The 21876-nt window shown below is 64.5% G+C and carries 20 protein-coding genes; 15 read left to right on the top strand and 5 right to left on the bottom strand.

Annotation, left to right across the window (positions count from 1 at the left end):
• The first annotated feature begins 83 nt into the window (after positions 1 to 83).
• On the top strand, positions 84 to 1592 hold the full coding sequence (locus ACMDCM_RS01605) for a glycosyltransferase family 39 protein (protein WP_412771929.1): 1509 nt from the start codon (positions 84 to 86) through the stop codon (positions 1590 to 1592).
• A 9-nt stretch (positions 1593 to 1601) separates the two neighbouring features.
• On the opposite strand, the gene ACMDCM_RS01610 is transcribed toward ACMDCM_RS01605, so the two are convergent.
• Positions 1602 to 2441: a uracil-DNA glycosylase gene (locus ACMDCM_RS01610; RefSeq protein WP_412771930.1), complete on the bottom strand. Its 840-nt coding sequence runs from the start codon at positions 2439 to 2441 to the stop codon at positions 1602 to 1604.
• 156 nt (positions 2442 to 2597) lie between these two features.
• Here ACMDCM_RS01610 and ACMDCM_RS01615 point away from each other — a divergent pair, with 156 nt between their 5' ends.
• The 3 genes from ACMDCM_RS01615 to ACMDCM_RS01625 all read left to right on the top strand — a co-directional run bounded on the left by ACMDCM_RS01615 (position 2598) and on the right by ACMDCM_RS01625 (position 7200).
• The gene (locus ACMDCM_RS01615; protein WP_412771931.1) at positions 2598 to 4259 is read left to right on the top strand and encodes an electron transfer flavoprotein-ubiquinone oxidoreductase; all 1662 of its coding nucleotides are present in this window, start codon (positions 2598 to 2600) and stop codon (positions 4257 to 4259) included.
• Between the two features lie 198 nt (positions 4260 to 4457).
• Positions 4458 to 6239 (top strand): tetratricopeptide repeat protein, encoded by a 1782-nt coding sequence (locus ACMDCM_RS01620; RefSeq protein ID WP_412771932.1) that lies wholly within the window; start codon positions 4458 to 4460, stop codon positions 6237 to 6239.
• A 52-nt stretch (positions 6240 to 6291) separates the two neighbouring features.
• Positions 6292 to 7200 carry a 4-(cytidine 5'-diphospho)-2-C-methyl-D-erythritol kinase gene (locus ACMDCM_RS01625; RefSeq protein ID WP_412771933.1) on the top strand — a complete coding sequence of 303 codons (909 nt, stop codon included), beginning with the start codon at positions 6292 to 6294 and terminating at the stop codon, positions 7198 to 7200.
• Between the two features lie 149 nt (positions 7201 to 7349).
• Here ACMDCM_RS01625 and ACMDCM_RS01630 read toward each other — a convergent pair whose 3' ends face one another.
• On the bottom strand, positions 7350 to 8360 hold the full coding sequence (locus ACMDCM_RS01630) for a polyprenyl synthetase family protein (protein WP_412771934.1): 1011 nt from the start codon (positions 8358 to 8360) through the stop codon (positions 7350 to 7352).
• Positions 8361 to 8502: 142 nt separating this feature from the next.
• Between ACMDCM_RS01630 and ACMDCM_RS01635 the strand changes: the two genes are divergently transcribed.
• From ACMDCM_RS01635 to glyS, 6 genes are all read left to right on the top strand, one after another.
• Positions 8503 to 8739, top strand: coding sequence for a putative signal transducing protein (locus ACMDCM_RS01635; protein ID WP_412771935.1), 237 nt, complete (start codon positions 8503 to 8505; stop codon positions 8737 to 8739).
• On the top strand, positions 8736 to 9494 hold the full coding sequence (locus ACMDCM_RS01640; protein WP_412771936.1) for a tRNA1(Val) (adenine(37)-N6)-methyltransferase: 759 nt from the start codon (positions 8736 to 8738) through the stop codon (positions 9492 to 9494). Before ACMDCM_RS01635 ends, ACMDCM_RS01640 begins: the two co-directional genes overlap by 4 nt.
• 172 nt (positions 9495 to 9666) lie before the next feature.
• Positions 9667 to 10533 carry a S49 family peptidase gene (locus ACMDCM_RS01645; protein ID WP_412771937.1) on the top strand — a complete coding sequence of 289 codons (867 nt, stop codon included), beginning with the start codon at positions 9667 to 9669 and terminating at the stop codon, positions 10531 to 10533.
• A gap of 113 nt (positions 10534 to 10646) precedes the next feature.
• Positions 10647 to 10835: a hypothetical protein gene (locus tag ACMDCM_RS01650; protein WP_412771938.1), complete on the top strand. Its 189-nt coding sequence runs from the start codon at positions 10647 to 10649 to the stop codon at positions 10833 to 10835.
• A 417-nt stretch (positions 10836 to 11252) separates the two neighbouring features.
• Positions 11253 to 12197, top strand: coding sequence for a glycine--tRNA ligase subunit alpha (locus tag ACMDCM_RS01655; protein ID WP_412771939.1), 945 nt, complete (start codon positions 11253 to 11255; stop codon positions 12195 to 12197).
• 3 nt (positions 12198 to 12200) lie between these two features.
• Complete coding sequence (glyS, locus tag ACMDCM_RS01660) at positions 12201 to 14435, top strand: glycine--tRNA ligase subunit beta (protein WP_412771940.1); 2235 nt, start codon at positions 12201 to 12203, stop codon at positions 14433 to 14435.
• 181 nt (positions 14436 to 14616) lie between these two features.
• On the opposite strand, the gene ACMDCM_RS01665 is transcribed toward glyS, so the two are convergent.
• Positions 14617 to 14994, bottom strand: a complete 378-nt coding sequence (locus tag ACMDCM_RS01665) for a DUF1236 domain-containing protein (RefSeq protein WP_412771941.1) — start codon at positions 14992 to 14994, stop codon at positions 14617 to 14619.
• Positions 14995 to 15226: 232 nt separating this feature from the next.
• Here ACMDCM_RS01665 and ACMDCM_RS01670 point away from each other — a divergent pair, with 232 nt between their 5' ends.
• The gene (locus ACMDCM_RS01670; protein WP_412771942.1) at positions 15227 to 15382 is read left to right on the top strand and encodes a DUF3096 domain-containing protein; all 156 of its coding nucleotides are present in this window, start codon (positions 15227 to 15229) and stop codon (positions 15380 to 15382) included.
• Positions 15383 to 15720: 338 nt separating this feature from the next.
• Complete coding sequence (locus tag ACMDCM_RS01675; RefSeq protein WP_412771943.1) at positions 15721 to 16404, top strand: TetR/AcrR family transcriptional regulator; 684 nt, start codon at positions 15721 to 15723, stop codon at positions 16402 to 16404.
• A 7-nt stretch (positions 16405 to 16411) separates the two neighbouring features.
• Here ACMDCM_RS01675 and ACMDCM_RS01680 read toward each other — a convergent pair whose 3' ends face one another.
• Positions 16412 to 16813, bottom strand: a complete 402-nt coding sequence (locus tag ACMDCM_RS01680) for a c-type cytochrome (protein WP_412771944.1) — start codon at positions 16811 to 16813, stop codon at positions 16412 to 16414.
• A gap of 388 nt (positions 16814 to 17201) precedes the next feature.
• On the opposite strand from ACMDCM_RS01680, the gene ACMDCM_RS01685 reads away from it, so the two are divergent.
• The 3 genes from ACMDCM_RS01685 to glcF all read left to right on the top strand — a co-directional run bounded on the left by ACMDCM_RS01685 (position 17202) and on the right by glcF (position 21381).
• A complete protein-coding gene (locus ACMDCM_RS01685; RefSeq protein ID WP_412771945.1) occupies positions 17202 to 18695 on the top strand; it encodes an FAD-linked oxidase C-terminal domain-containing protein in 1494 nt (497 codons plus the stop codon).
• A 152-nt stretch (positions 18696 to 18847) separates the two neighbouring features.
• On the top strand, positions 18848 to 20074 hold the full coding sequence (locus ACMDCM_RS01690; RefSeq protein WP_412774630.1) for an FAD-binding protein: 1227 nt from the start codon (positions 18848 to 18850) through the stop codon (positions 20072 to 20074).
• Entirely contained in the window at positions 20071 to 21381 is a 1311-nt protein-coding gene (glcF, locus tag ACMDCM_RS01695; RefSeq protein ID WP_412771946.1) for a glycolate oxidase subunit GlcF, read from the top strand. The genes ACMDCM_RS01690 and glcF overlap by 4 nt, the downstream gene beginning before the upstream one ends.
• Here the strand turns inward: glcF and ACMDCM_RS01700 are convergent.
• On the bottom strand, positions 21330 to 21764 hold the full coding sequence (locus tag ACMDCM_RS01700; protein ID WP_412771947.1) for a hypothetical protein: 435 nt from the start codon (positions 21762 to 21764) through the stop codon (positions 21330 to 21332). The genes glcF and ACMDCM_RS01700 overlap by 52 nt on opposite strands.
• Positions 21765 to 21876 lie beyond the last annotated feature (112 nt).

Consider the following 21876-nt stretch of genomic DNA (forward strand, 5'->3'; position numbering starts at 1 on the left):
CCGGCTGATGCGCCTTATCACTCGCAGCCGCCTCGCTCTCACGCACCCGGAATTTTGCAAGACCGCCGCCAATCAGGCCCTTCATGCGCTTCACCTCGCTGGTTGTCGAACTGATCCGCGCCCGGCCGTCGCTGGTGGTCTGGATCGTGGTGCTGTTGCAGGCGGCGATCTGGCTCACGGTGCCGCTGCTGCTGTACCGAGGTCCGCCGGGTGATCTCGCGACGGTGCTGGCGTTCGGCCGCGAATATCGGGTCGGAACGGATCTCGGGCCGCCGCTGGCGTTCTGGCTTGCCGACATCGCCTATCGCGCCGCCGGCCACCACATGTTCGGCGTTTACGTGTTGTCGCAGCTCTGCTTCATCGCTGCATTCCGGGTTCTGTACGAACTCGGTCGGACCATTGTCGGCGGTCCGCACGCGGTTCTTGCCGTCTTGCTGACCATGACGGTCACCGTGTTCGGCGCGCCCGGCCTGATATTCGGACCACTCGTGCTCGCATTCCCGCTGTGGGCGCTGCTGTTGCTGCATTCCTGGCAGATCATCGGACAGCATCGCCGGAGTGCGTGGTTCGCGCTGTCGATCGAAGCCGGTCTGCTGCTGCTGACCACGCCGGCCGCGGCCGGGTTGTTGCTGGCGCTGGCGATATTCGCTCTGGCGACGGAGCGCGGCCGAATCGCCCTTGAGTCGGCCGATTGGCTGTTCGCGCTGCTGGTGATCGTGGTGCTCGCGCTGCCTTACCTGATCTGGCTGGTGCGCGCCGACACGCTCGATGCGCTGCCTTGGCCTGACCTTGCCGAACTGCACCTGCGTCTCCTGCGCTGGGCTGAACTGCTCCTCTCTCTCATGATCGCAATGGCCGGCCTCATCGTGCTGGTCGTCCTCAACTCCGGTTTCATCAAATGGAAGCCTGAAGATGCGCCGGTGATCGTCCGGCCGCCGGTCGATTCGCTGGCGCGGAATTTCGTCTATGTCTTCGCGCTCGCGCCGGCGCTCGGCGGAAGTCTGGTTGCGGCGCTGTTCGGGGACGATCACATCATCGGAGGCGCGGCGATTGCGCTGTTGATGTCGGGTCTTGCGGTCGTCATGCTCTCCGGCGATCTGATTCATTTACGCCGCTTGCGTGTGTTGCGCGCGGCGTGGCTCGCCGCCGTCGTGGCTCCGGCGCTTGCGGTGATCGCGACGGTCGTTGTCCAGCCGTGGTTTGCGAGCACCGAGGTTGCGACATCCGTTCCTGCGTCGGCGATCGGTCGTTTCTTCGGCGAGAATTTCGAGCGTCGCACCAATCGTCCGCTGTCGGCGGTCGCCGGCGATCCGCAACTCGCCGCGCTCGTCGCGCTCGGTCCGTCGCGGCCGCATCTCCTGCTCGATGCGACGCCTGAGCGCACGCCGTGGATGACATTGGCGAAATTCAACGAACTCGGCGGCGTCGTGGTCTGGCGGGCGTCCGACACCGCGGGCACGCCCCCCGACGCTATCGCCAAGCGGTTTCCGGGTATCGTTCCGGAGATTCCGCGTGCGTTTGCGCGCCTCGTCGATGGCCGGCTGCCCCCGCTGCGGATCGGCTGGGCCATCGTCCGGCCGAAAGCGCCGTAACGATCACTTTCAAGTGGACGTCGACTGCTCCAGCGCCGTACCTTCCAGCGCCTTGGCGATCGCGCGCAGGTCGAGCCAGGCCATCCGCTTGTAGGACGGCGAGCGCAGAAGATACGCGGGATGGAACGTCGCCATCGCGCGGATCGTTCGCGTGCCGGTGTCGTAGTCGAACCATCTGCCGCGGGTTTTCATGATACCCTCGCGGGTCTGCAGCAGCGTCTGCGTCGAGGGATTGCCGAGCGTGACCAGAACGTCGGGGTTCACCAGTTCGATCTGGCGCCGGATGAAGGGCAGGCAGATCTGGGTTTCCTGCGGCGTCGGGGTCCGGTTGCCGGGCGGCCGCCATGGAATGACGTTGGCGATGTAGACGTCGCCGCGCTTGAGGCCGATCGCCGCGATCATCCGGTTGAGAAGCTGCCCTGAGCGGCCGACGAAGGGCAGGCCCTCGATGTCCTCGTCGCGTCCCGGCGCCTCGCCGACGAACATCAGCCGCGCCTGTGGATTGCCGTCGGCGAACACCAGCCGCGATGCGGTGAATTTCAGCGCGCAGCCCTCGAAGCTGTCGAGCAGGGTTCGCAACACGTCCAGCGAGGGGGCGGTGCGGGCGGCCTCGCGCGCGGATTCGATGGCAATCTCGGGCGGCGGCGCGATCGCGCCGCGAGGCGCTGCCGCGACCGCGCGTGTTGGCGGCTGCCGCGCTGGAACGGAAGAGGCCCCTGCCGGCGCGACGACCGGCCGATCGCGAGCGGTCAAGCGATCGACCGGTTCGTCTTCGAGCGCACAATCCACCCCCGTCTCCAGATAGAAGGCGATGAGGTCTCGGGCGGCGGGTGCGGAATCGGAACTCATGATGGCATCCACGGTGTTGCCGGACACTGACCCGAAGAAAGCGCTCGGCGTGGGGCGCCCGAGGGCGTTTTCCATGGTTGTTCTCGAGCAAAAAATCGGAAACAACAAGGCCTGAGAGCATGGCAGGCGCGACGATCGCCGGTTTGGAAGCAGATCATGAGCAGCGATGAATTGCCGCCCCGTGAATCCATGGATTTCGACGTCGTTATCGTCGGCGCGGGACCCTCAGGTCTTTCGGCGGCGATCCGGCTCAAGCAACGCGATGCCGGTCTCAGCATCGTCGTCGTCGAAAAAGGGTCCGAGGTCGGCGCGCATATTCTGTCCGGCGCCGTGATCGACCCGGCCGGGCTCGACGTCCTGATGCCGGACTGGCGCGATGACGCCGATTGCCCGCTCAAGACCAAAGTCAGGGACGACCGGTTCTTCTGGATGACTCCGCGCCGCGCGATCCGGCTGCCCAACTTCCTGATGCCGCCGCTGATGAACAACCATCATTGTTACATCGGCTCGCTCGGCAACCTCTGCCGCTGGCTCGCACAGAAGGCGGAGGCGCTCGGCGTCGAAATCTATCCCGGCTTTGCGGCGACGGAGGTGCTTTACGACGACAGCGGCGCGGTCCGCGGCATCGCGACCGGCGACATGGGCGTCGCGCGCGACGGCTCACGCAAGAGTTCCTACGTGCGCGGCATGGAGCTGCGAGGCAAGTACACGCTGTTCGCGGAAGGCGCCCGCGGCAGCCTTTCGAAGCAGTTGATCGCGAGGTTCGCTCTCGACAAGACCAGCCAGCCGCCGAAATTCGGCATCGGCCTCAAGGAAGTCTGGCAGGTCGATCCGGCCAGGCACAGCAACGGGCTGATCCAGCACTCGTTCGGCTGGCCGCTCGACAATTCCACCGGCGGCGGCTCGTTTCTCTATCACTATGACGATGATCGCGTGGCGGTCGGTTTCGTCGTGCACCTGAATTACGACGATCCCTACCTGTCGCCGTTCGAGGAATTCCAGCGGTTCAAGACGCATCCTGCGGTCCGCGGCGTGTTCGAGGGAGGCCGGCGGCTGGCCTATGGCGCGCGGGCCATCACCGAAGGCGGTTATCAGTCGGTGCCGCGGCTGACGTTTCCGGGCGGCGCGCTGATCGGCTGCGCCGCCGGATTCGTCAACGTGCCGCGCATCAAGGGCGTTCACAACGCCATGGGCAGCGCAATGCTGGCCGCGGAGCATGTCGCGGCGGCGATCGGCGCCGGACGGGCCAATGACGAGATCGCCGAATACGAGAACGCATGGCGCGATTCCGCCGTCGGCAAGGACCTGTTCAAGGTCCGCAACGTCAAGCCGCTGTGGTCGAAATTCGGCACCATTGCCGGCGTGGTGCTGGGCGGCCTCGACATGTGGACCAACACGCTGTTCGGGCTCTCGCTGTTCGGCACCTGGTCGCACGCAAGGCCGGATCGAAAGACGCTCGATCCAGCGAAAGCGCATGCGCCCATCGCCTATCCGAAGCCCGACGGCCGGCTGACCTTCGACAAGCTGTCCTCCGTGTTCCTCTCCAACACCAATCACGAGGAGGATCAGCCGGTCCATCTGGAGGTCGCCGACATGGCCCTGCAAAAGGCTTCCGAACACGACGTCTATGCCGGGCCTTCGAGCCGTTACTGTCCTGCCGGCGTCTACGAATGGGTCGAGGAGGGAACCGGCCCACGCTACCAGATCAATGCGCAGAATTGCGTCCATTGCAAAACTTGCGATGTGAAAGACCCGAACGGAAACATTACCTGGGTTCCGCCCGAGGGCGGCGGCGGACCCAACTATGAGGCGATGTGACCACAATTGCGTGAATGCCACGACCGCGCGGCTGGGCGCGGCGGCCACGATGCCGCCACAGAAGACGTGCTTTCGCAAAGACACTCGCGCAAAGCCGATGCGAATGTTAGAAGCGTGCGTCGCGATGCAGCCGGTCGGATTGCGCCATCAGAGACCGGCCAAGGGTCCGCCGTGAAACCTGGAGCTGAGCAAATCCCAATGTTGTCCATTCGTTTCAATTGTCTGGCGATTGCCCTGGCCGCCGCGACATCGCTCGTGCTGTCCGCCCCGCTGGCGGCGCAGACGCCCGAGCGACCGACCGACACCGCGAAATTTCCGAGCGCCCATGATTTGCGCACCATGACGATGGCGGGCAGCTATCTCGCCGCCCGCCATGCCAGCGTCGAGCGCGACGCCAAGTCCGCGGCCGAGTTCTATCGTTCGGCGCTGCGCACCGATCCGAAAAACAGCGAACTTCTGGATCGGGCGTTCATTTCCACGCTGGCCGAGGGCGACATCGATGCCGCCGTGAAGCTCGCCGACCGCATCCTGGCCGTCGATAAAACCAACCGCGTCGCGCGGCTGGTCATCGGCGTTCATAATCTCAAGTTGAAGAAATACGCCGCAGCCCGGAAAAACATCAACCAGTCCGTTCGCGGGCCGATCACCGATCTGGTGGCGACGTTGCTGTCGGCCTGGGCCGACTATGGCGCCGGCGAAACCAAGCAGGCCGTCGCCAACATCGACGCGCTGACCGGGCCGGAATGGTATCCCATCTTCAAGGATCTGCATTCGGGGATGTTGCTCGATCTGGCCGGCCGGGAAAAGGAAGCCGGCGTTCGTCTCGAGCGCGCCTACAAGCTCGACGATTCCGCGCTCCGCGTCACCGACGCCTATGCGCGGTGGCTGTCGCGCAACAAGGACGATGCGGCGGCGCTGGCCGTGTACGAGTCGTTCGACAAGAAGCTGCCGCGCCATCCTCTGATTCTGGAAGGCATCAGGGAGGCCAAGGCCGGCAAGAAACTGCCGCAGCTCGTCAGTTCGCCGCAAACCGGCGCGGCCGAAGCCCTATACGGCATCGGCGCGTCTCTGACCCGACGCGGCGGCGAGGACCTGGCGCTGGTTTACCTGCAACTCGCGCTTTATCTCGCGCCCAGTCATCCGATGGCGCTGCTATCGCTCGCCGATCTCTACGAGTCGGTGAAGAAGCCGGAGATGGCGATCGACGTCTATCGACGCGTGCCCGCCGACTCGCCGCTGAAGCGCAATGCGCAGGTTCAACTCGCGACCGACCTTGATGCCGTCGATCGCAGCGAGGAGGCGATCAAGATCCTCAAGGAGGTCACGGAGCAGGATCCGAAGGACCTGGAGGCCATCATGGCGCTCGGCAACGTCGAGCGGGGACACAAGAAGTTCGCCGATTGCGCAAAGACCTACACCAAGGGCATCGACGTGATCGCCGAGGCCAAGGACAAGCCGAACTGGGTCTATTACTATTTTCGCGGCATCTGCGAGGAGCGCTCGAAGAACTGGGACAAGGCGGAAGTCGACATGAAGAAGGCGCTCGAAATTCAGCCCGATCAGCCGCATGTTCTCAACTATCTCGGTTACTCCTGGATCGATCGCGGTCTCAATCTCGATGAAGCCATGAAGATGATCAAGCGCGCCGTCGATCAGCGGCCGGACGACGGCTATATCGTCGACAGCCTCGGCTGGGCCTATTACCGCACCGGCAACTACCAGGAGGCGGTCAAGACGCTCGAGCGCGCCATCAACCTCAAGCCCGAGGATCCGACGGTGAACGATCACCTCGGCGACGCCTACTGGCGCGTCGGACGGACGCTGGAGGCGAAGTTTCAATGGGCGCACGCGCGCGATATGAAGCCGGAACCGGAAGAACTGCCGAAGATCGAGGCCAAGATCGAAAACGGCCTGCCGGCGGACGACAACCCGGCGGCGGCTTCCGCTGACAAGAAGAAGGAAGACGGCAAGGGCGGCTGAGCGCGGCAGAAATCATTTGATTTCGCGCGCGGTTTTGGATTTGACATCCGCCATGGTCGTCACCGGCGCCTCCAACACGACATCGACAGCACCGGCGCTGAGCGAGACCGCGCGCGCCAAGGTGAACCTCACGCTGCGGGTTATGGGTCGGCGCGCCGACGGCTTTCATGATCTGGAGAGCGTGGTCGCGTTTGCCGATTGCTCCGATCGACTGACCCTGACGCCGGGCGCGGACCTGTCGCTCGCGGCCTGCGGTCCGCGCGCGCAGGAGTGCGGCGCGATTGCCGACAATCTCGTTCTCAAGGCCGCGCGCCTGCTTGGTGAGCGGGTCGCAAATCTGAAGACGGGCGCTTTCGCGCTGGACAAGCATTTGCCGGTCGCGGCCGGCATCGGCGGCGGCTCGGCGGACGCGGCCGCGGCGTTGCGGCTTCTTGCGAAGGTCAACGTCATCGCGATCGGCGATCCGCGGCTGATCGAGGCGGCGCGGCTGACCGGCGCCGACGTGCCGGTATGCGTCCGCTCGGAAGCCTGCGTGATGACCGGCGTCGGCGAGACGTTGCAGCCGGTGGGTTTGCCTGCGATGCCAGCCGTGCTGGTCAATCCGCGCGTTTCCGTCGCGACGAAGGACGTCTTCGCCGCGCTTGGCTTGCGCAGCGGCGAACGGCACGCCGTTGTCTCCGACGCGATCGCGTGGCCGAAAGCCGGCGCGCCGATGAACGATTGGCTCGCCATGCTCGCCGACAGCGCCAACGACCTCGAAGCGCCTGCGATCCGCGTTCAGCCTGTCATCGGCGAGGTGCTCGCGAGGCTGCGCGCAACCGGCGCGCGGCTGTCGCGGATGTCGGGCTCGGGCGCGACCTGCTTTGCGATCCTCGGCGACGAGGCGGACGCGCTCCGCGCCGCGCAGAGCATCCAACGCGATCATCCGCAATGGTGGGTCCATGCGGGGACGCTGAGTTAATTAAGGCTGTTGAAAAGTCTTTCAGGTCATTCCGGGGCGCGTGAAGCGCGAACCCGGAATCCGGCGACAAGAAAATCTGCGAATACTGGATTCCGGATCGCCGCCTTGCGGCGTCAGGAATGACGATTGCGGGAGTTGCCGGGATTTTTTCAGTGCGACCGCGCCAGGCAGAACGCCACGACCTGCTCCAGGGCGCTCTTCATCGGCGACGGCGGAAACAGCGCCAGCGCATCGACCGCCATCGCGCCGTAGTGCTGGGCGCGGTTGAGCGTATCCTCCAGCGCACGATGCTTGGTCATCAGCCCGATGGCGTGATTGAGATCGTTGTCGCCGATCTGGCCTTCCTCGAGCGCCCGCACCCAGAATTCACGCTCGCTATCGTTGCCGCGGCGGAACGCCAGCACCACCGGCAGCGTGATCTTGCCCTCGCGGAAATCATCGCCGACGTTCTTGCCGAGCTTCGCCGACTTGCCGCCGTAATCGAGAACATCGTCGACAAGCTGGAAGGCGATCCCGAGATTCATGCCGAAGGAAGCCGCCGCCGTCTCTTCGGCTTTCGGACGGCCGCCGAGCACCGGGCCGACTTCGCAGGCGGCGGCGAACAGCTCGGCGGTCTTGCCGCGGATGACGGCGAGGTATTCGTCCTCGGTGGTGGCGGTGTTCTTCGCCGCCGCGAGCTGCATGACCTCGCCTTCCGCGATGGTGGCGGCCGCCGCCGACAGGATGTCGAGCGCGCGCAGCGAGCCGACCTCGACCATCATGCGGAACGCCTGTCCGAGCAGGAAGTCGCCGACGAGAACGCTGGCCTCGTTGCCCCACACCATGCGCGCCGACAGCTTGCCGCGGCGCAGCTCGCTCTCATCGACCACGTCGTCGTGCAGCAGCGTCGCCGTGTGCATGAATTCAACGGAGGCTGCGAGCTTGACGTGCCCGTCGCCGGAATAGCCGGCAAGGTGCGCCATCGCCAGCGTCAGCATCGGGCGCAGCCGCTTGCCGCCGGACGAGATCAGGTGGTTGGCGACCTCCGGAATCATCGTGACGTCCGACCCGGTTCGCGACAGGATGGTGGCGTTGACACGTTCCATGTCGGCGGCGACGAGCGCCACGAGCTGATCGATGGAGTCCGTCGCGTGACTTTCGAATGGGACAATGACCGCCAAGAAAAATCTCCGGTTTTGCGCAATTCACGCCGCTTACAATAGAAAGCGGCGGTTGGCGCGGCAAGCGCAGGTAGCTGTTGACATGTGGCGGTTGACATGGGCCACAGGGGTGTGAAGCTGAGCGTGTCGGGAGAATATGACGTTGCGCGAATTGGTTCGAACCAACGACGTTGTGCTGGTGTCGGCGATCGGCGCGCTGCTGGACGGCGCAGGCATTTATCACATGGTGCTCGATCAGAACATGAGCGTCATCGAGGGATCGCTCGGCGTTCTGCCGCGCCGCATCCTGGTGCAGGACGACGACGACCGCGAGGCGCGGCAGCTTCTCACCGAGGCCGGGCTGGGCCATGAATTGCGGCCCGACGACGCCGGACGATGACCGGCAACCTGCCCGAATATGGAGAGGATGCGTTTCTCGGCGGACGGCTGCGGCTGTATCAACCCGTATCCGGGCATCGCGCCGGTCACGATGCGATGCTGCTCGCCGCCGCGACGCCGGGCAAGTCCGGCGATCATGTCGTCGATTTCGGTGCGGGTGTCGGCGCCGCCGGGCTCGCGCTGGCGACGCGCCTTGCCGGCATCGGCCTGACGTTGGTCGAGCGCGACGAGAACCTCGCCGATCTGGCGTGCCGCAACGCGATACTCAACGGCATCGAGGCGAGGATATGCGCCCTCGATATCGCGGATCGGGCAGAGGCTTTCGCGGCTGCCGGTCTTGGCCCCGACAGCGCCGACGTCGTATTGATGAATCCGCCCTTCAACGATCCGGTCCGCCATCGGCCGTCGCCGGACCAGAGCCGGCGCGCGGCGCACGTCTCGGAGCCTGCCATGCTCGAGGCATGGGTGCATGCGGCGCGGCGCGTGCTGAAACCCGGCGGGGTGCTCAGCCTGATCTGGCGCAGCGACGGCCTTGCCGAGGTGCTGGCGGCGCTCGGCCGTGGTTTTGGCGGGATCGCGATCCGGCCGGTGCATCCGGATGCGGGCAAGGCCGCGATCCGCATCCTGGTGCGCGCGGTCAAGGGCAGCCGTGCTCCGCTCAGGATTTGTTGGGGTTTGATGCTCAGCGACGAGGCGGGCCTTCCCGGCAAAGAGGCTCATGACGTTCTCGCAGGCGGCCAGATTCTCGCGTTCTGACAGAGGATGAGCTTGTGCCGGGCGATCGCGGACGTCTGTCTTTGCACGCGACTTGGAGCAGATGTGAAGTAAAAGGCCTTGAGAAGGCTACCAAAATCCTCACCAGCGCATACATCTTTGCCTGACTCCGGCAGTTGCATGTTGCAAAACTGCCGCGATGCAGGGAAATGGCATGAGAGCAGTCTTGATGAAACTGGTGCCCAAGCGGTGGCGCGGGACCCCGGTGGTGCCGGTGGTGCGATTGTCCGGCGTCATCGGCGCTGTGACGCCGCTCCGGCCGGGCGTCACGCTCGCAGGGGTTGCCAAAACGCTGGAACGGGCGTTCGCGATGGACAACGCCAAGGCCGTGGCGCTCGTCATCAATTCGCCGGGCGGCTCGCCGGTGCAATCGCGCCAGATTTACCTGCGAATCCGGCACCTCGCGCAGGAGAAAAAGCTTCCGGTGCTGGTGTTCGTCGAGGACGTCGCCGCCTCCGGCGGCTATATGATCGCCTGCGCGGGCGACGAGATTTTCTGCGATCCGTCGTCGATCCTGGGTTCGGTCGGCGTGGTCGGCAGCAGTTTCGGATTCACGGAGTTGATCAAAAAGATCGGCGTCGAGCGCCGGCTCTACACCTCCGGCGAACACAAGGCCACGCTCGATCCTTTCCTGCCTGAAAATCCCGACGATGTGGCGCGGTTGAAAGCCATTCAGCGCGAGATCCACGCCACCTTCATCGAACTGGTCAAGGCAAGCCGCGGGTCGCGGCTGAAGGAGACGGACAGCCTTTTGTTCACCGGTGAATACTGGGCTGGAGAACGATCGGTCGCGCTCGGCCTCGCCGACGCGATCGGCGATCCCCGCTCGACGCTGCGGGCGCGGTTCGGTGACAAGGTCTTGACGCCGCTGATCGCGCCTTCGACCGGTCTCCTGGCGGGGTTGTTTGGTCGCAAAGCGGGAGCCGGAGCCCTGACCTCGTTCGGCGGCCCCCTGGGGGTGCCCGACGAGTTGATCTCAGCCCTCGAGACACGTGCGATCTGGGCCAAATTCGGATTTTAGGCCTGGCTCTGCCGCCGAAGCCCTTCATTTGGGCTCGAAACAGCGATTGCGGGAACGATCGGGTTGGGAGAGAATAATGTCGATTGGGGGTAACGAACGAAGAGGATCGACCGATGCCGCCGCTGATTGCACTTGCAGCTACCCTGGGTGGGATGGTCGCGGTTCGCTGGCTTTATCAGACGGCCCGGCGGATCAATCAGGAACTCGAGGAGGCACGGATGGCGCGCGTCGCCGAGGCGCGCTCCCGTGATATTCCGACGCTGCGGCGCGACCCTCGCACCGGCGCCTACCGGCCTGACTAGAGCCTTTGCCGCTTCTGATGAATCAGAAGCGGGCTCTATATTTTTTGGTTTGACGCGTTTTCTTGACGCGAACCGGTAGCCACTTCGCTTTGAAAACGCTCTGGTGGATTCCGCTCTATACCCGGCCTTCCGGCGCTTGCGCCGGCTTTCGGGGGCGGGGCATCGCCCGGCGAAGCCGGCTGCAAGCTTGGAGGTACGCACGGCTCGTAGCCGCCGCGCCCGTCTCCGATAGCGGGCGAACCCTAACAGTCTCCAAGTGCGGCGGCCTGATCTGGCCTGCCGGTTAGCGCTCCCCGTCGCAAATCGCTCAATTGCCGGCAACACCGGTAACCGTTGTTCCGCCATCGCCTTGATTTGGGTTTCCCCGGCCGATACGGTCCCGCGCGTTCAGCCTCGCGAATCTCCGATCAAGGACAGATGGACTCCCTGCCTCCGCACATGCGCCCGGAACGCTCGTTCCAGGGCCTGATCCTGACCCTGCAACGGTACTGGGCGGACTATGGCTGCGTCATTTTGCAGCCCTATGACATGGAGGTGGGGGCGGGCACCTTCCATCCCGCGACCACGCTTCGCGCGCTCGGGCCGAAACGCTGGAACGCGGCCTATGTGCAGCCCTCGCGCCGTCCCAAGGACGGCCGCTACGGCGAAAATCCCAACCGCCTGCAGCACTACTATCAGTTTCAGGTGATCCTCAAGCCGTCGCCGCCGGACATTCAGGACCTCTATCTGAAATCGCTGGCCGCCATCGGCGTCGACAGCGCGCTGCACGACATCCGTTTCGTCGAGGACGACTGGGAAAGCCCGACGCTGGGGGCGTGGGGTTTGGGGTGGGAGTGCTGGTGCGACGGCATGGAGGTCAGCCAGTTCACCTACTTCCAGCAGGTGGCGGGCGTCGAATGCGCGCCGGTGGCGGGCGAACTCACCTACGGGCTGGAGCGGCTGGCGATGTTCGTGCAGGGCGTCGACCGCGTCTACGATCTCAATTTCAACGGCCGCGAGGGCGCCGACAAGGTGAGCTACGGCGACGTCTTTCTGCAGGCCGAGCAGGAATATTCGCGGCATAACTTCGAGCACTCCGACACCGCGATGCTGTTCGAGCAGTTCAGGATGGCCGAAGGCGCCTGCAAGACATATCTCGACGCGGGCTGGCGGGATGATCCGAAGCAGCCCGGCAAGCACGCGGCGCACCTGATGGCGCTGCCGGCCTATGACCAGTGCATCAAGGCGAGCCACGTCTTCAATCTGCTCGACGCGCGCGGCGTGATCTCGGTGACCGAGCGCCAAAGCTACATCCTGCGCGTGCGCGAACTGGCGAAAGCCTGCGGCGAAGCGTGGCTCCATACCGAAGCGGGTGGCGTCTGAGCGATGCCCGATCTTCTGCTCGAACTGTTCTCCGAGGAAATTCCCGCGCGCATGCAGGCGAGGGCGGCGGACGACCTGCGCCGGATGGTCACCGACAGGCTCGTCGCCGAGGGTCTGGTCTACGAGGGCGCGAAAGCCTTCGTCACGCCGCGCCGCCTCGCGCTCACGGTGCACGGCATTCCCGCGCGCCAGCCCGATCTCAAGGACGAACGCAAGGGGCCGAAGGTCGGCGCGCCCGACGCCGCCGTGCAAGGCTTCCTGAAAGCCGCAGGGCTGACGTCGCTGGATGAGGCCAGGATCCAGCGCGATCCGAAGAAGGGCGATTTCTACGTCGCGTTGATCGAAAAACCGGGCCGTCCCGCGATCGACGTGATCGCGGAATTCCTGCCGGTGATCGTGCGCACCTTCCCGTGGCCCAAGCAGATGCGCTGGGGCGAGCGCTCGGCAAGGCCCGGCGCGCTGACCTGGGTGCGGCCGCTGCATTCGATCGTCGCGACCTTCGGCATGGAGACCGAGGAGCCGGACGTGGTGCCGTTCGAGGTCGCCGGCATCAAAGCCGGGCAGGTGACGCGCGGTCACAGGTTCATGGCGCCGGGCGAATTCGGCGTGCGCCGCTTCGAGGATTATGAAGCGAAATTGCAGGCGGCGAAGGTCGTGCTCGATTCCGCCCGTCGCAAGGACATCATCCTGGCCGACGCGAAAGAACTGGCATTCGCGCAAGGCTATGAGCTGATCGAGGATCAGGTGCTGCTGGACGAGGTCGCCGGCCTCGTCGAATGGCCTGTGGTGCTGATGGGCTCGTTCGACGCCCCCTTTCTGTCGATCCCGGGCGAAGTGATCCGCGCCACCATCCGCAACAACCAGAAGTGTTTTGTCGTCAACGATCCCAAATCCGGCAAACTCGCCAACAAGTTCATTCTCGTCGCCAATATCGAGGCGAGTGACGGTGGCGCGGCGATCGTCGCCGGCAATGAGCGCGTCATCCGCGCGCGGCTGGCGGACGCGAAGTTTTTTTACGAGACCGACCTGAAGACCCGTCTCGAGGACCGCTTGCCGAAGTTCGAGCACATCGTGTTCCACGAAAAGCTCGGCACGCAGGCGGAGCGCATTGCGCGCATCGAACGCCTGGCTGCCGAGATCGCGCCGCTGGTCGGAGCGGATGTCGAGAAGGCGAAGCGCGCGGCGCGGCTGTGCAAGGCCGATTTGTTGACCGAAGTCGTCGGCGAATTCCCCGAGGTGCAGGGCCTGATGGGGAAATACTACGCGCTCGCGCAGGGTGAGGATGCGTCCGTCGCCGCGGCTTGCGAGGAGCATTACAAGCCGCAGGGCCCGAACGATCGGGTGCCGAGCGACCCCGTGAGCATTGCGGTTGCGCTCGCCGACAAGATCGACACGCTGGTCGGCTTCTGGGCGATTGACGAAAAGCCAACCGGCAGCAAGGACCCGTATGCGCTGCGGAGAGCGACGCTGGGGGTCATTAGGTTGGTGTTGGAGAACAGCCTGCGATTGTGCATTTGGCCTACCGCCCTTGAAGCACTTCTTCCATTTGTCTTGATGCGCATTCGGAAAGAGGCAGCAGAGAACAAGAGACCTCTGCAGGAACTCGCTGAGAAGATCGACGTTACGGCTATCCTTCCTGCTTGGGATGATCGTGTTTATGAGCAAGGTCAAAAGCTTCGTCCCGAAGAGGAAGGGCGAGCGCGAAGGCTTTGCAACGATCTCCTCTCCTTCTTCGCCGATCGCCTGAAAGTCCAGCTCCGCGAGCAGGGCGCGCGGCACGACTTGGTAGACGCGGTGTTTTTATTAGAGGGACAGGACGATCTCCTGATGATCGTCCGCCGCGTCGAGGCGCTCGGAAAATTCCTCGACACTGACGATGGCAAGAATCTGCTTGCCGGCACCAAGCGCGCGTCGAACATCCTTGCCATCGAGGAGAAGAAGGACAAGCGCAGCTTTGACGGTGCTCCGGAGGCGGCGCTGTATAGCCTCGGCGAAGAGAAAGCGCTCGCCGCCGCCATCGATCAGGTGAAGCGTGAGGCGAGCGCGGCCGTGGCGCAAGAGGACTTCGCCGCCGCCATGGCGGCGATGGCGAAACTGCGGCCCGCGGTCGACGCCTTTTTTGAGACGGTGAAGGTCAACGACGACGATCCGAAGATCCGTGAAAATCGCCTCAGGCTGCTCAACGAGATTCGCGCAGCCACGCGCACGGTCGCGGACTTTTCACGGATTCAGGATTGATGATCGCGGCAGCCCCTCTTGCCGGGTAGACCGGAAACCCCGTCCCTGGAGGTGGTGGGACGGGGTCCCGGCCGCCCGCGTGGCGGCGGCCCCGATCGTGCCGTTATCGCCTCGCGAACCGACACCCGCATCACTGAAAATACGCCCTCGGCGTGCACGACATGGCGCTTGGCGCAACCTATCAGTCGAGCACCTGCATGATGCGCCGCGTACGCGGCTCGACCAATACCGTTTCGCCGTTCACAACGGTGTAACGAAATGGTGTCGCGCCAAAACGCTGCGGCACGTCGTAAAAGGTCACTCCATCGTCGGCCAGGATGGTGCCGACCGCGATGTGTTGCTGGACGGTGAAAGAGGGAACGCGCTCGGTTACGACGTATTCGCGAAACGCCGGGCGCTGCTCGTAAGCAATTCCACCGTCGGGGGCGACTTCGACCGGCTGGGTGACGACCACGGTGGTCGATGGCGCGACGCCAACCGTGACGTCTTGCGCCTGCGCGGCGAAAGCTGTGCCGAGTGCGGTCACAAGCGTGGTGAGAGCCATGGCCGTGTTTCGCATGTTGCCTCCTTTGCGAATCAGATGCGCATCCCCGAATGCGCCTCGTTCGATGGTGTCATGCCAATTCATCCGGCCGCCCAACGTTCCCCCGTGCAAATTGGCATTTCCGGGGCGGTTTGCGGCAATGCCCCGGTGAAGTGGAACCCGCCGGGCTGCAAGATCGCTATCGTGAAGCCGGAACGACGGATAAAGTTTTTTGCGATTCGCAACTCGCACCAGCGGAGGTTTATCGATGACCATTACGGCAGCGCATATCCAGCCCATCGTGGCCCTGATCGCCGGCGTCCTGATCTTGCTGATGCCGCGCTTCCTCAATCTGCTCGTCGCTCTCTACCTCATCGTTGTCGGCCTTTCCGGCCTCGGCGTATTCAAGATGGTGCATTTCTGATTTCCAATAATGTCCTCCCGATGTCGGTCGCGGCGAGCGACGAGGCCGGCCGGGCGCGCGACGACGCGCGGACGACGGTTGCGTCCACGACCGGCATCGCATGGTCGATTTCTGTTCAGCGCGACAGACACGGCCGATGCGCAGCAGGCTCGCGAAGAACCCGGATCGCCGGCTCCACGACAGCAGCGGTCGGCTGATATGCAACATGGCGAAGCCGCTTGCCTTCCGGTCTGAATAGGTGTTCAGTTTTTCGCGGCGCTTCAACGCCGACGTCACGCAACCCTTTGAAGACAGTGCGTTCCGGCCAACGCCGCGGCGGTCGAGGACACAAAACGCGCATGGTTTATCGGCGGACTCATCAGGTCATGAAGCGCCTCGCGGCGCGTCGCAGCGCCATCCTGGCCGCGGCGCGCGATACGGCAAGCCACGGCGGCATGGCGGCGGTGCAGATCGCGCCGGTTGCGGTTCGCGCCAACGTCGCCGCCGGCACGGTCTATCGTTATTTTCCCTCGAAAGCCGATCTGATTTCCGAACTGATCGCGGAAGTTGCGCGCGATGAACTGATCGCGATACGCGGTGCCGCCGACGCAGCGCCGGGTCCGTCCTCGGCGCTCGCCGCCGCCCTCGGCACTGTCGCGCTGAATATGGTAACGCACGGGAAACTGGCCTGGGGCATCCTTGCCGAGCCGGTTGACGTTGACGTCGCTGCGACGCGGCTGGCAAGTCGCCGCGAAATTACCGGTGAGATTGAAACGCGCATCGTCGCTGCGGTGCGTGCCGGACATCTGCCGGCGCAGGATACGTCGCTGGCCGCGACCGCGCTGCTTGGCGCGCTGCATGAATCCCTTGTCGGTCCGCTGGCGCCCGACCACCTTGACGATCCAGCGAGACTCCGCGACGTCGTGCAGACCGCCACTCTGCTGGCCTTGCGCGCGGTCGGGGTGACGGATGCGCGCGCCCGCGGCCTTGTGGTGCAGGCTGCCCTGCCGGCCAGGATGCCGGCAGGGGAGCACGCGAGATGAAAGCGCGTTACTTCGCCTTGACCTTGCCGTCCTTGTCGAACTGCGAGACGTAGGCCCAGAGGTTGTCGAGTTCGCTCTGCTTGGTGATGCCGGCGAACACCATCTTGACGCCCGGCACCTTGGCCTTGGGGTTTCTGATGTATTCCTCGAACTCCTTCTGATTCCAGGTGATGCCGGAATTCTTCATGGCGTCCGAATAGGAATAGCCTGCTTCGGTACCGGCCTTGCGTCCGTCGAGGCCGTTGAGGTCAGGTCCGACCTTGTTCGCAGCGCCCGGGCCGATCATATGACAGGTCATGCACTTGTGGAAAGCTGCCTTTCCGGCCTCTACGTCCGCCGCGGACGAGCTGCCCACGCTAACGAGTGCGAAACCGAGGACGGTCAGTGCGGATATGGCGAACGTTTTCATGGAGGACCTCTGAGTTCCTAATGGTGGCTTCAGGCTGAAGCGATTGGGATTTTTCACCTCCCCGGAAAGGGGAGGACGTGAGGGTGTCTTGATACTGATGTTCGCACGCCGCAGCGACTATGATGCGAACCGCAGAATCGTAGGATAACACCAATCTTAGAACGATTCGAGTGTGATTTGGTTCCGTACCCTTGCCGGAGACCGATGGAATCCCCGGGTCAAGACCACGATCCGAAGGCTTGCGGTTCGATACAATGGTACCGCTCGCGCGACACCCGTCAATTGCGTTCGGCAGGCGGAGATCTACCCAAAACAGGCAAAATGTGTTTGATTTAAAAGGTTTTCCAGCGATTCCCGCGAGCGGGTCGCGATGCCGGAGCACCTCTCCATGACCGTCATGATGCCCGCATCGGATCGGATGGTCCTCGATCGCCGTAGCGCCATTGTCGCGGACTTGTGCGCGATCGTGCCAGGCGAGGGCGTGATCTCCAGCGCCGCCGAAATGCTGCCGTATGAATCGGACGCCCTGACCGCCTATCGCCAGCCGCCGATGGTTGTGGTGTTGCCGGAAACCACGGAGCAGGTGTCGCGCGTTCTGAAATACTGCTTCGACAACGGCATCAAGGTGGTGCCGCGCGGCTCGGGCACTTCGCTGTCCGGCGGCGCTTTGCCGCTGGAGGATGGGGTGCTGCTGGGCTTAAGCAAGTTCAAGCGCATTCGCGAGATCGATTTCGACAACCGCGCCGTGGTGGCCGAGCCCGGCGTCACCAATCTCGCGATCAGCCAGGCGGTGGCTCACGCGGGCTTCTATTACGCGCCCGATCCGTCGTCGCAGATCGCCTGCTCGATCGGCGGCAACATCGCGGAGAATTCCGGCGGCGTCCACTGCCTGAAATACGGCATGACCACCAACAACGTGCTCGGCTGCGAGATCGTGCTGATGTCGGGCGAGATCCTGCGCATCGGCGGCAAGGCGCTCGAGAGTGCGGGTTACGACCTGATGGGCATCATCACCGGCTCCGAAGGTCTGCTCGGCGTCGTCACCGAGGTCACGGTTCGTATCCTGAGAAAGCCGGAGACCGCGCGGGCGCTGTTGGTCGGCTTTGCGCAAGTCGAGGCGGCCGGGGAGTGCGTGGCGCGGATCATCGGCGCCGGCATCATTCCCGGCGGCATGGAGATGATGGACAAGCCGGCGATCCACGCCGCGGAAGCCTTCGTTCATGCCGGCTATCCGCTCGACGTCGAGGCGCTGCTGATCATCGAGCTTGACGGCTCTTCAATCGAGGTCGACGAACTCATCAAGCGGGTCGAGGCCATCGCGCTGGGTTGTGGATCGACCACATGCCGGATTTCCGGTTCGGAAGCCGAGCGCGACCTGTTCTGGGCCGGCCGCAAGGCGGCGTTTCCGGCGGTCGGCCGCATCTCGCCGGACTATCTCTGCATGGACGGCACCATTCCGCGCGGCGCGCTGCCGCGGGCGCTGGCGCGCATCCGCGAACTCGGCGAGAAATACGGCCTCGGCGTCGCCAACGTGTTCCATGCGGGCGACGGCAATCTTCACCCGCTTATTCTTTACGATGCCAACAAGCCGGGGGAGATGGACAAGGCGGAAGCGTTCGGCGCGGAGATCCTGCGCTGCTGCGTCGAGCTCGGCGGCGTGCTGACCGGCGAGCACGGCGTCGGCATCGAGAAGCGCGACCTGATGCCTCATATGTTCAGCGAGGTCGATCTCAACCAGCAGCAGCGGCTGAAATGCGCGTTCGACCCGCAAGGACTGCTCAATCCGGGCAAGGTGTTTCCGACGCTGCACCGCTGCGCCGAGCTTGGCCGCGTCCATGTCCACGGCGGCAAGCTGGCGTTTCCGGACCTGCCGAGGTTTTGATGATAAGACGACGTTTTCATCCGCATGCTTCGTCATGCCCGGCCTTGTGCCGGGTATCCACGTCTTCCTGCGGACTAAGACGTGGATGGCCGGGACGAGCCCGGCCATGACGAACGTGAAGGCTTCGCCGCATTGAGGCAGCCGTGAACATCCTGCAAATACGCGACGCCGCCGATGTCGAGGCCGCCGTGCGCGCCGGCATCGCCGGCGAGCAGCCGCTCGAGATCGTCGGCCACGGTTCGAAGCGGCCGATCGGTCATGCGATGGCGACCAATGCGGTGCTCGACGTCTCGGCGTTGAATGCGGTGACGTCCTATGAGCCGAACGAACTCATCGTCACGGCGCAGGCCGGCGCTGCGCTGGATGAGGTGCTGTCGCTGCTGGAGTCCAAGAATCAGGAGTTCGCGTTCGAGCCGATGGATACCGCCGCGTTGCTCGGCGTTCGCTCGGGTCGCGGCACTATCGGCGGCATGATCGGGGCCGCGCTCGCCGGCCCGCGCCGCATCAAGGCCGGTGGCGTGCGCGATCATCTGCTCGGCGTTCACGCCGTCTCCGGCTTCGGCGACAGTTTCAAGGCCGGCGGACGGGTGGTGAAGAACGTCACCGGCTACGATCTCTGCAAGCTATTGGCCGGATCGTGGGGCACGCTCGCGGTCATGACCGAGGTGACACTCAAGGTGATGCCTAAGGCCGAGGCGGAACGCACGCTGGTGCTGCGGGGCCTCGACGACGTCGCCGCCAACCGGGCGATGACGGCGGCGCTGGGCTCGCCTTATGACGTTTCGGGAGCGGCGCACGTCCCGTACTCCGCCGTCAAGGCGGGGTGGGGCGCGCGTCTCGCAGCGGCGGGAAAGGCCGCGACGCTGTTGCGGCTGGAAGGCATCGCCGCCTCGGTTGCTCACCGCGCCTCGGCGCTCGCAGCCGATCTTGCCTCGTTCGGAGCGGCCGAACTTATCGAGGATGCGGAGGCGGCTGCGCTATGGCGCGATATCCGCGACGTCACGCCGTTTGCGGCGGACGGCGCGCGGGGCGCGTGGCCGGTGTGGCGGATCGTTTGCCCTCCCGCGTCCGGCGGCGCCTTCGGTCAGGCGCTGGCGCGCGACACCGGCGGCGAGGTGATCTACGACTGGGGCGGCGGATTGCTCTGGGCGGCGCTGCCGCCCGCGGCCGATGCCCATGCCGCGCCGCTGCGCCGGCGGCTCGCCGCGATCGGCGGCCACGCAACCCTGCTGCGGGCCGACGAAGGAACGCGGCGCGCGGTCGATGTGTTTCATCCGCAGGCAAAGGGCGTCGCCGCATTGTCCGAGCGGGTGCGGCAGAGCTTCGATCCGAAAAGCATTCTCAATCGCGGCAGGCTGGCGCGGGCGCCGATCTCATGAAAACCGAATTCACGCTGGCCCAACTGGCCGATCCGGATATCGCCGAGGCCGATAAAATTCTCCGCAAGTGCGTGCATTGCGGATTCTGCACCGCGACGTGCCCGACCTATGTGCTGCTCGGCGACGAGCTCGACAGCCCGCGCGGCCGGATCTACCTGATCAAGCAGATGCTCGAAAAGAACGAGCCGCCGACCACCGAGGTCGTGAAGCATATCGACCGCTGCCTGTCGTGCCTCGCCTGCATGACGACGTGCCCCTCCGGCGTCAACTACATGCACCTGGTCGATCAGGCGCGGGTCAGGATCGAGACGGAATATGCGCGACCGCTTCCCGAACGACTGCTTCGAATGGTTCTCGCCTATGTGCTGCCGCGGCCGAAAGTCTTTCGAGCCGGCATGGTTCTGGCGCGCTTTGGCCGCCCCTTCGCGGCGCTGCTGCCGGGATCGAAAGCGGGCGCGACGACGCCGACGTTGCTTCGCCGAATCAAGGCCATGATGGCGCTGACGCCGGCGTCGCTGCCTCCTCCCGGAGCGGCCGCCGGCAGCGTCTTCCCGGCAAAAGGTTTGAGGCGCGGCCGCGTCGCGCTGCTGCAGGGCTGCGCCCAGCAGGTGCTGGCGCCGCGCATCAACGAGGCTGCGATCCGCCTTTTGACCCGTCACGGCGTCGAGGTGGTGCTGGTGGCTGACGAGCAATGTTGTGGCGCGCTGACGCACCACATGGGTGACGACCGGGATGCGCTGGCGCGGGCGCGGGCCAACATCAGGGCCTGGCTCACTGAAGCGGAGCGCGGCGGCCTCGACGCCATCGTGGTGACGGCGTCGGGCTGCGGCACCGTCATCAAGGACTACGGTTACCTGTTGCGGGAGGACCGCGATTACGCCGCCCCGGCCGCGAAAGTCTCGGGCCTGGCCAAGGACATCACCGAGTACGTCGCGGGCCTCGACTTGCCTGCGCCGCAGAGGCGCAGCGATCTTGTGGTTGCCTATCACTCCGCCTGTTCGCTTCAGCACGGCCAGAAAATCACGGGGCTTCCGAAAGATTTGCTTTCCAAGAATGGATTCGTGGTGAAAGATATACCCGAGAGTCATTTGTGTTGCGGTTCGGCGGGGACATACAACATTCTCCAGCCTGACATTGCGGACCGACTGCGTGACCGGAAGGTCGCCAATATCGCAAGCGTCAAGCCGGACATGATCGCTACCGGCAATATCGGGTGCATGGTCCAGATTGCCGGTGGAACGTCGGTCCCTGTTGTTCACACGATTGAACTTCTCGACTGGGCGACAGGCGGCCCCCGGCCCGGATGACTTGATGGGCGGCCACAGGAGGACACGATGGCTAAAAAAGCGAAGAAGGCGAGGGGCAAGAAGACCAAGAAAAAATCGGTAGCAACGAGAAAGAAGACCGCGAAGAGACCCGCGAAGAAGTCGGTGAACAAGACTTCGAAAAAGAAGGCTCCCAAGAAGAAGGCTGCCAAGAAGAAAGCCGCCAAGAAGAAAGCCGCAAGGAAGCAGGCTTCCGGCAGGGTTACGAAGAAGTCCGCGCCGAAAAAATCGGCCAAGAAGGCGAAGAAGGCTGTAGCCAAACGCAGGGCCTCCGCGAGAAAGACGCCTGCGAAACGGGCCTCCGTCGCAAAATCTCCCGCGCGGGCCGCGGCGGTCGAACCGGCTTCAGCGCCGAGTTGGGCCATGCCCGAACCCACCATCTCGACCTATGGCCATACCGATCGCGCCGGCGGGTCGGGAGATGACGGCAACTGAGAGCATGATGTTTTTTGACGGAATCAGCCTTCGTCATGCCCG

Origin of the sequence: Nitrobacter sp. (genome assembly GCF_047149785.1) — a bacterium.
Lineage (GTDB): Bacteria > Pseudomonadota > Alphaproteobacteria > Rhizobiales > Xanthobacteraceae > Nitrobacter.

Coding starts and splice junctions, on each gene's coding strand:
- ACMDCM_RS01700 (WP_412771947.1), bottom strand. CDS start 21,764: ATGGCCCAACTCGGCGCTGAAGCCGGTTCGACCGCCGCGGCCCGCGCG.
- ACMDCM_RS01675 (WP_412771943.1), top strand. CDS start 15,721: ATGGTTTATCGGCGGACTCATCAGGTCATGAAGCGCCTCGCGGCGCGT.
- ACMDCM_RS01670 (WP_412771942.1), top strand. CDS start 15,227: ATGACCATTACGGCAGCGCATATCCAGCCCATCGTGGCCCTGATCGCC.
- ACMDCM_RS01650 (WP_412771938.1), top strand. CDS start 10,647: ATGCCGCCGCTGATTGCACTTGCAGCTACCCTGGGTGGGATGGTCGCG.
- ACMDCM_RS01625 (WP_412771933.1), top strand. CDS start 6,292: ATGGTCGTCACCGGCGCCTCCAACACGACATCGACAGCACCGGCGCTG.
- ACMDCM_RS01645 (WP_412771937.1), top strand. CDS start 9,667: ATGAGAGCAGTCTTGATGAAACTGGTGCCCAAGCGGTGGCGCGGGACC.
- ACMDCM_RS01620 (WP_412771932.1), top strand. CDS start 4,458: ATGTTGTCCATTCGTTTCAATTGTCTGGCGATTGCCCTGGCCGCCGCG.
- glcF (WP_412771946.1), top strand. CDS start 20,071: ATGAAAACCGAATTCACGCTGGCCCAACTGGCCGATCCGGATATCGCC.
- ACMDCM_RS01605 (WP_412771929.1), top strand. CDS start 84: ATGCGCTTCACCTCGCTGGTTGTCGAACTGATCCGCGCCCGGCCGTCG.
- ACMDCM_RS01610 (WP_412771930.1), bottom strand. CDS start 2,441: ATGAGTTCCGATTCCGCACCCGCCGCCCGAGACCTCATCGCCTTCTAT.
- glyS (WP_412771940.1), top strand. CDS start 12,201: ATGCCCGATCTTCTGCTCGAACTGTTCTCCGAGGAAATTCCCGCGCGC.
- ACMDCM_RS01665 (WP_412771941.1), bottom strand. CDS start 14,994: ATGCGAAACACGGCCATGGCTCTCACCACGCTTGTGACCGCACTCGGC.
- ACMDCM_RS01640 (WP_412771936.1), top strand. CDS start 8,736: ATGACCGGCAACCTGCCCGAATATGGAGAGGATGCGTTTCTCGGCGGA.
- ACMDCM_RS01680 (WP_412771944.1), bottom strand. CDS start 16,813: ATGAAAACGTTCGCCATATCCGCACTGACCGTCCTCGGTTTCGCACTC.
- ACMDCM_RS01685 (WP_412771945.1), top strand. CDS start 17,202: ATGACCGTCATGATGCCCGCATCGGATCGGATGGTCCTCGATCGCCGT.
- ACMDCM_RS01655 (WP_412771939.1), top strand. CDS start 11,253: ATGGACTCCCTGCCTCCGCACATGCGCCCGGAACGCTCGTTCCAGGGC.
- ACMDCM_RS01615 (WP_412771931.1), top strand. CDS start 2,598: ATGAGCAGCGATGAATTGCCGCCCCGTGAATCCATGGATTTCGACGTC.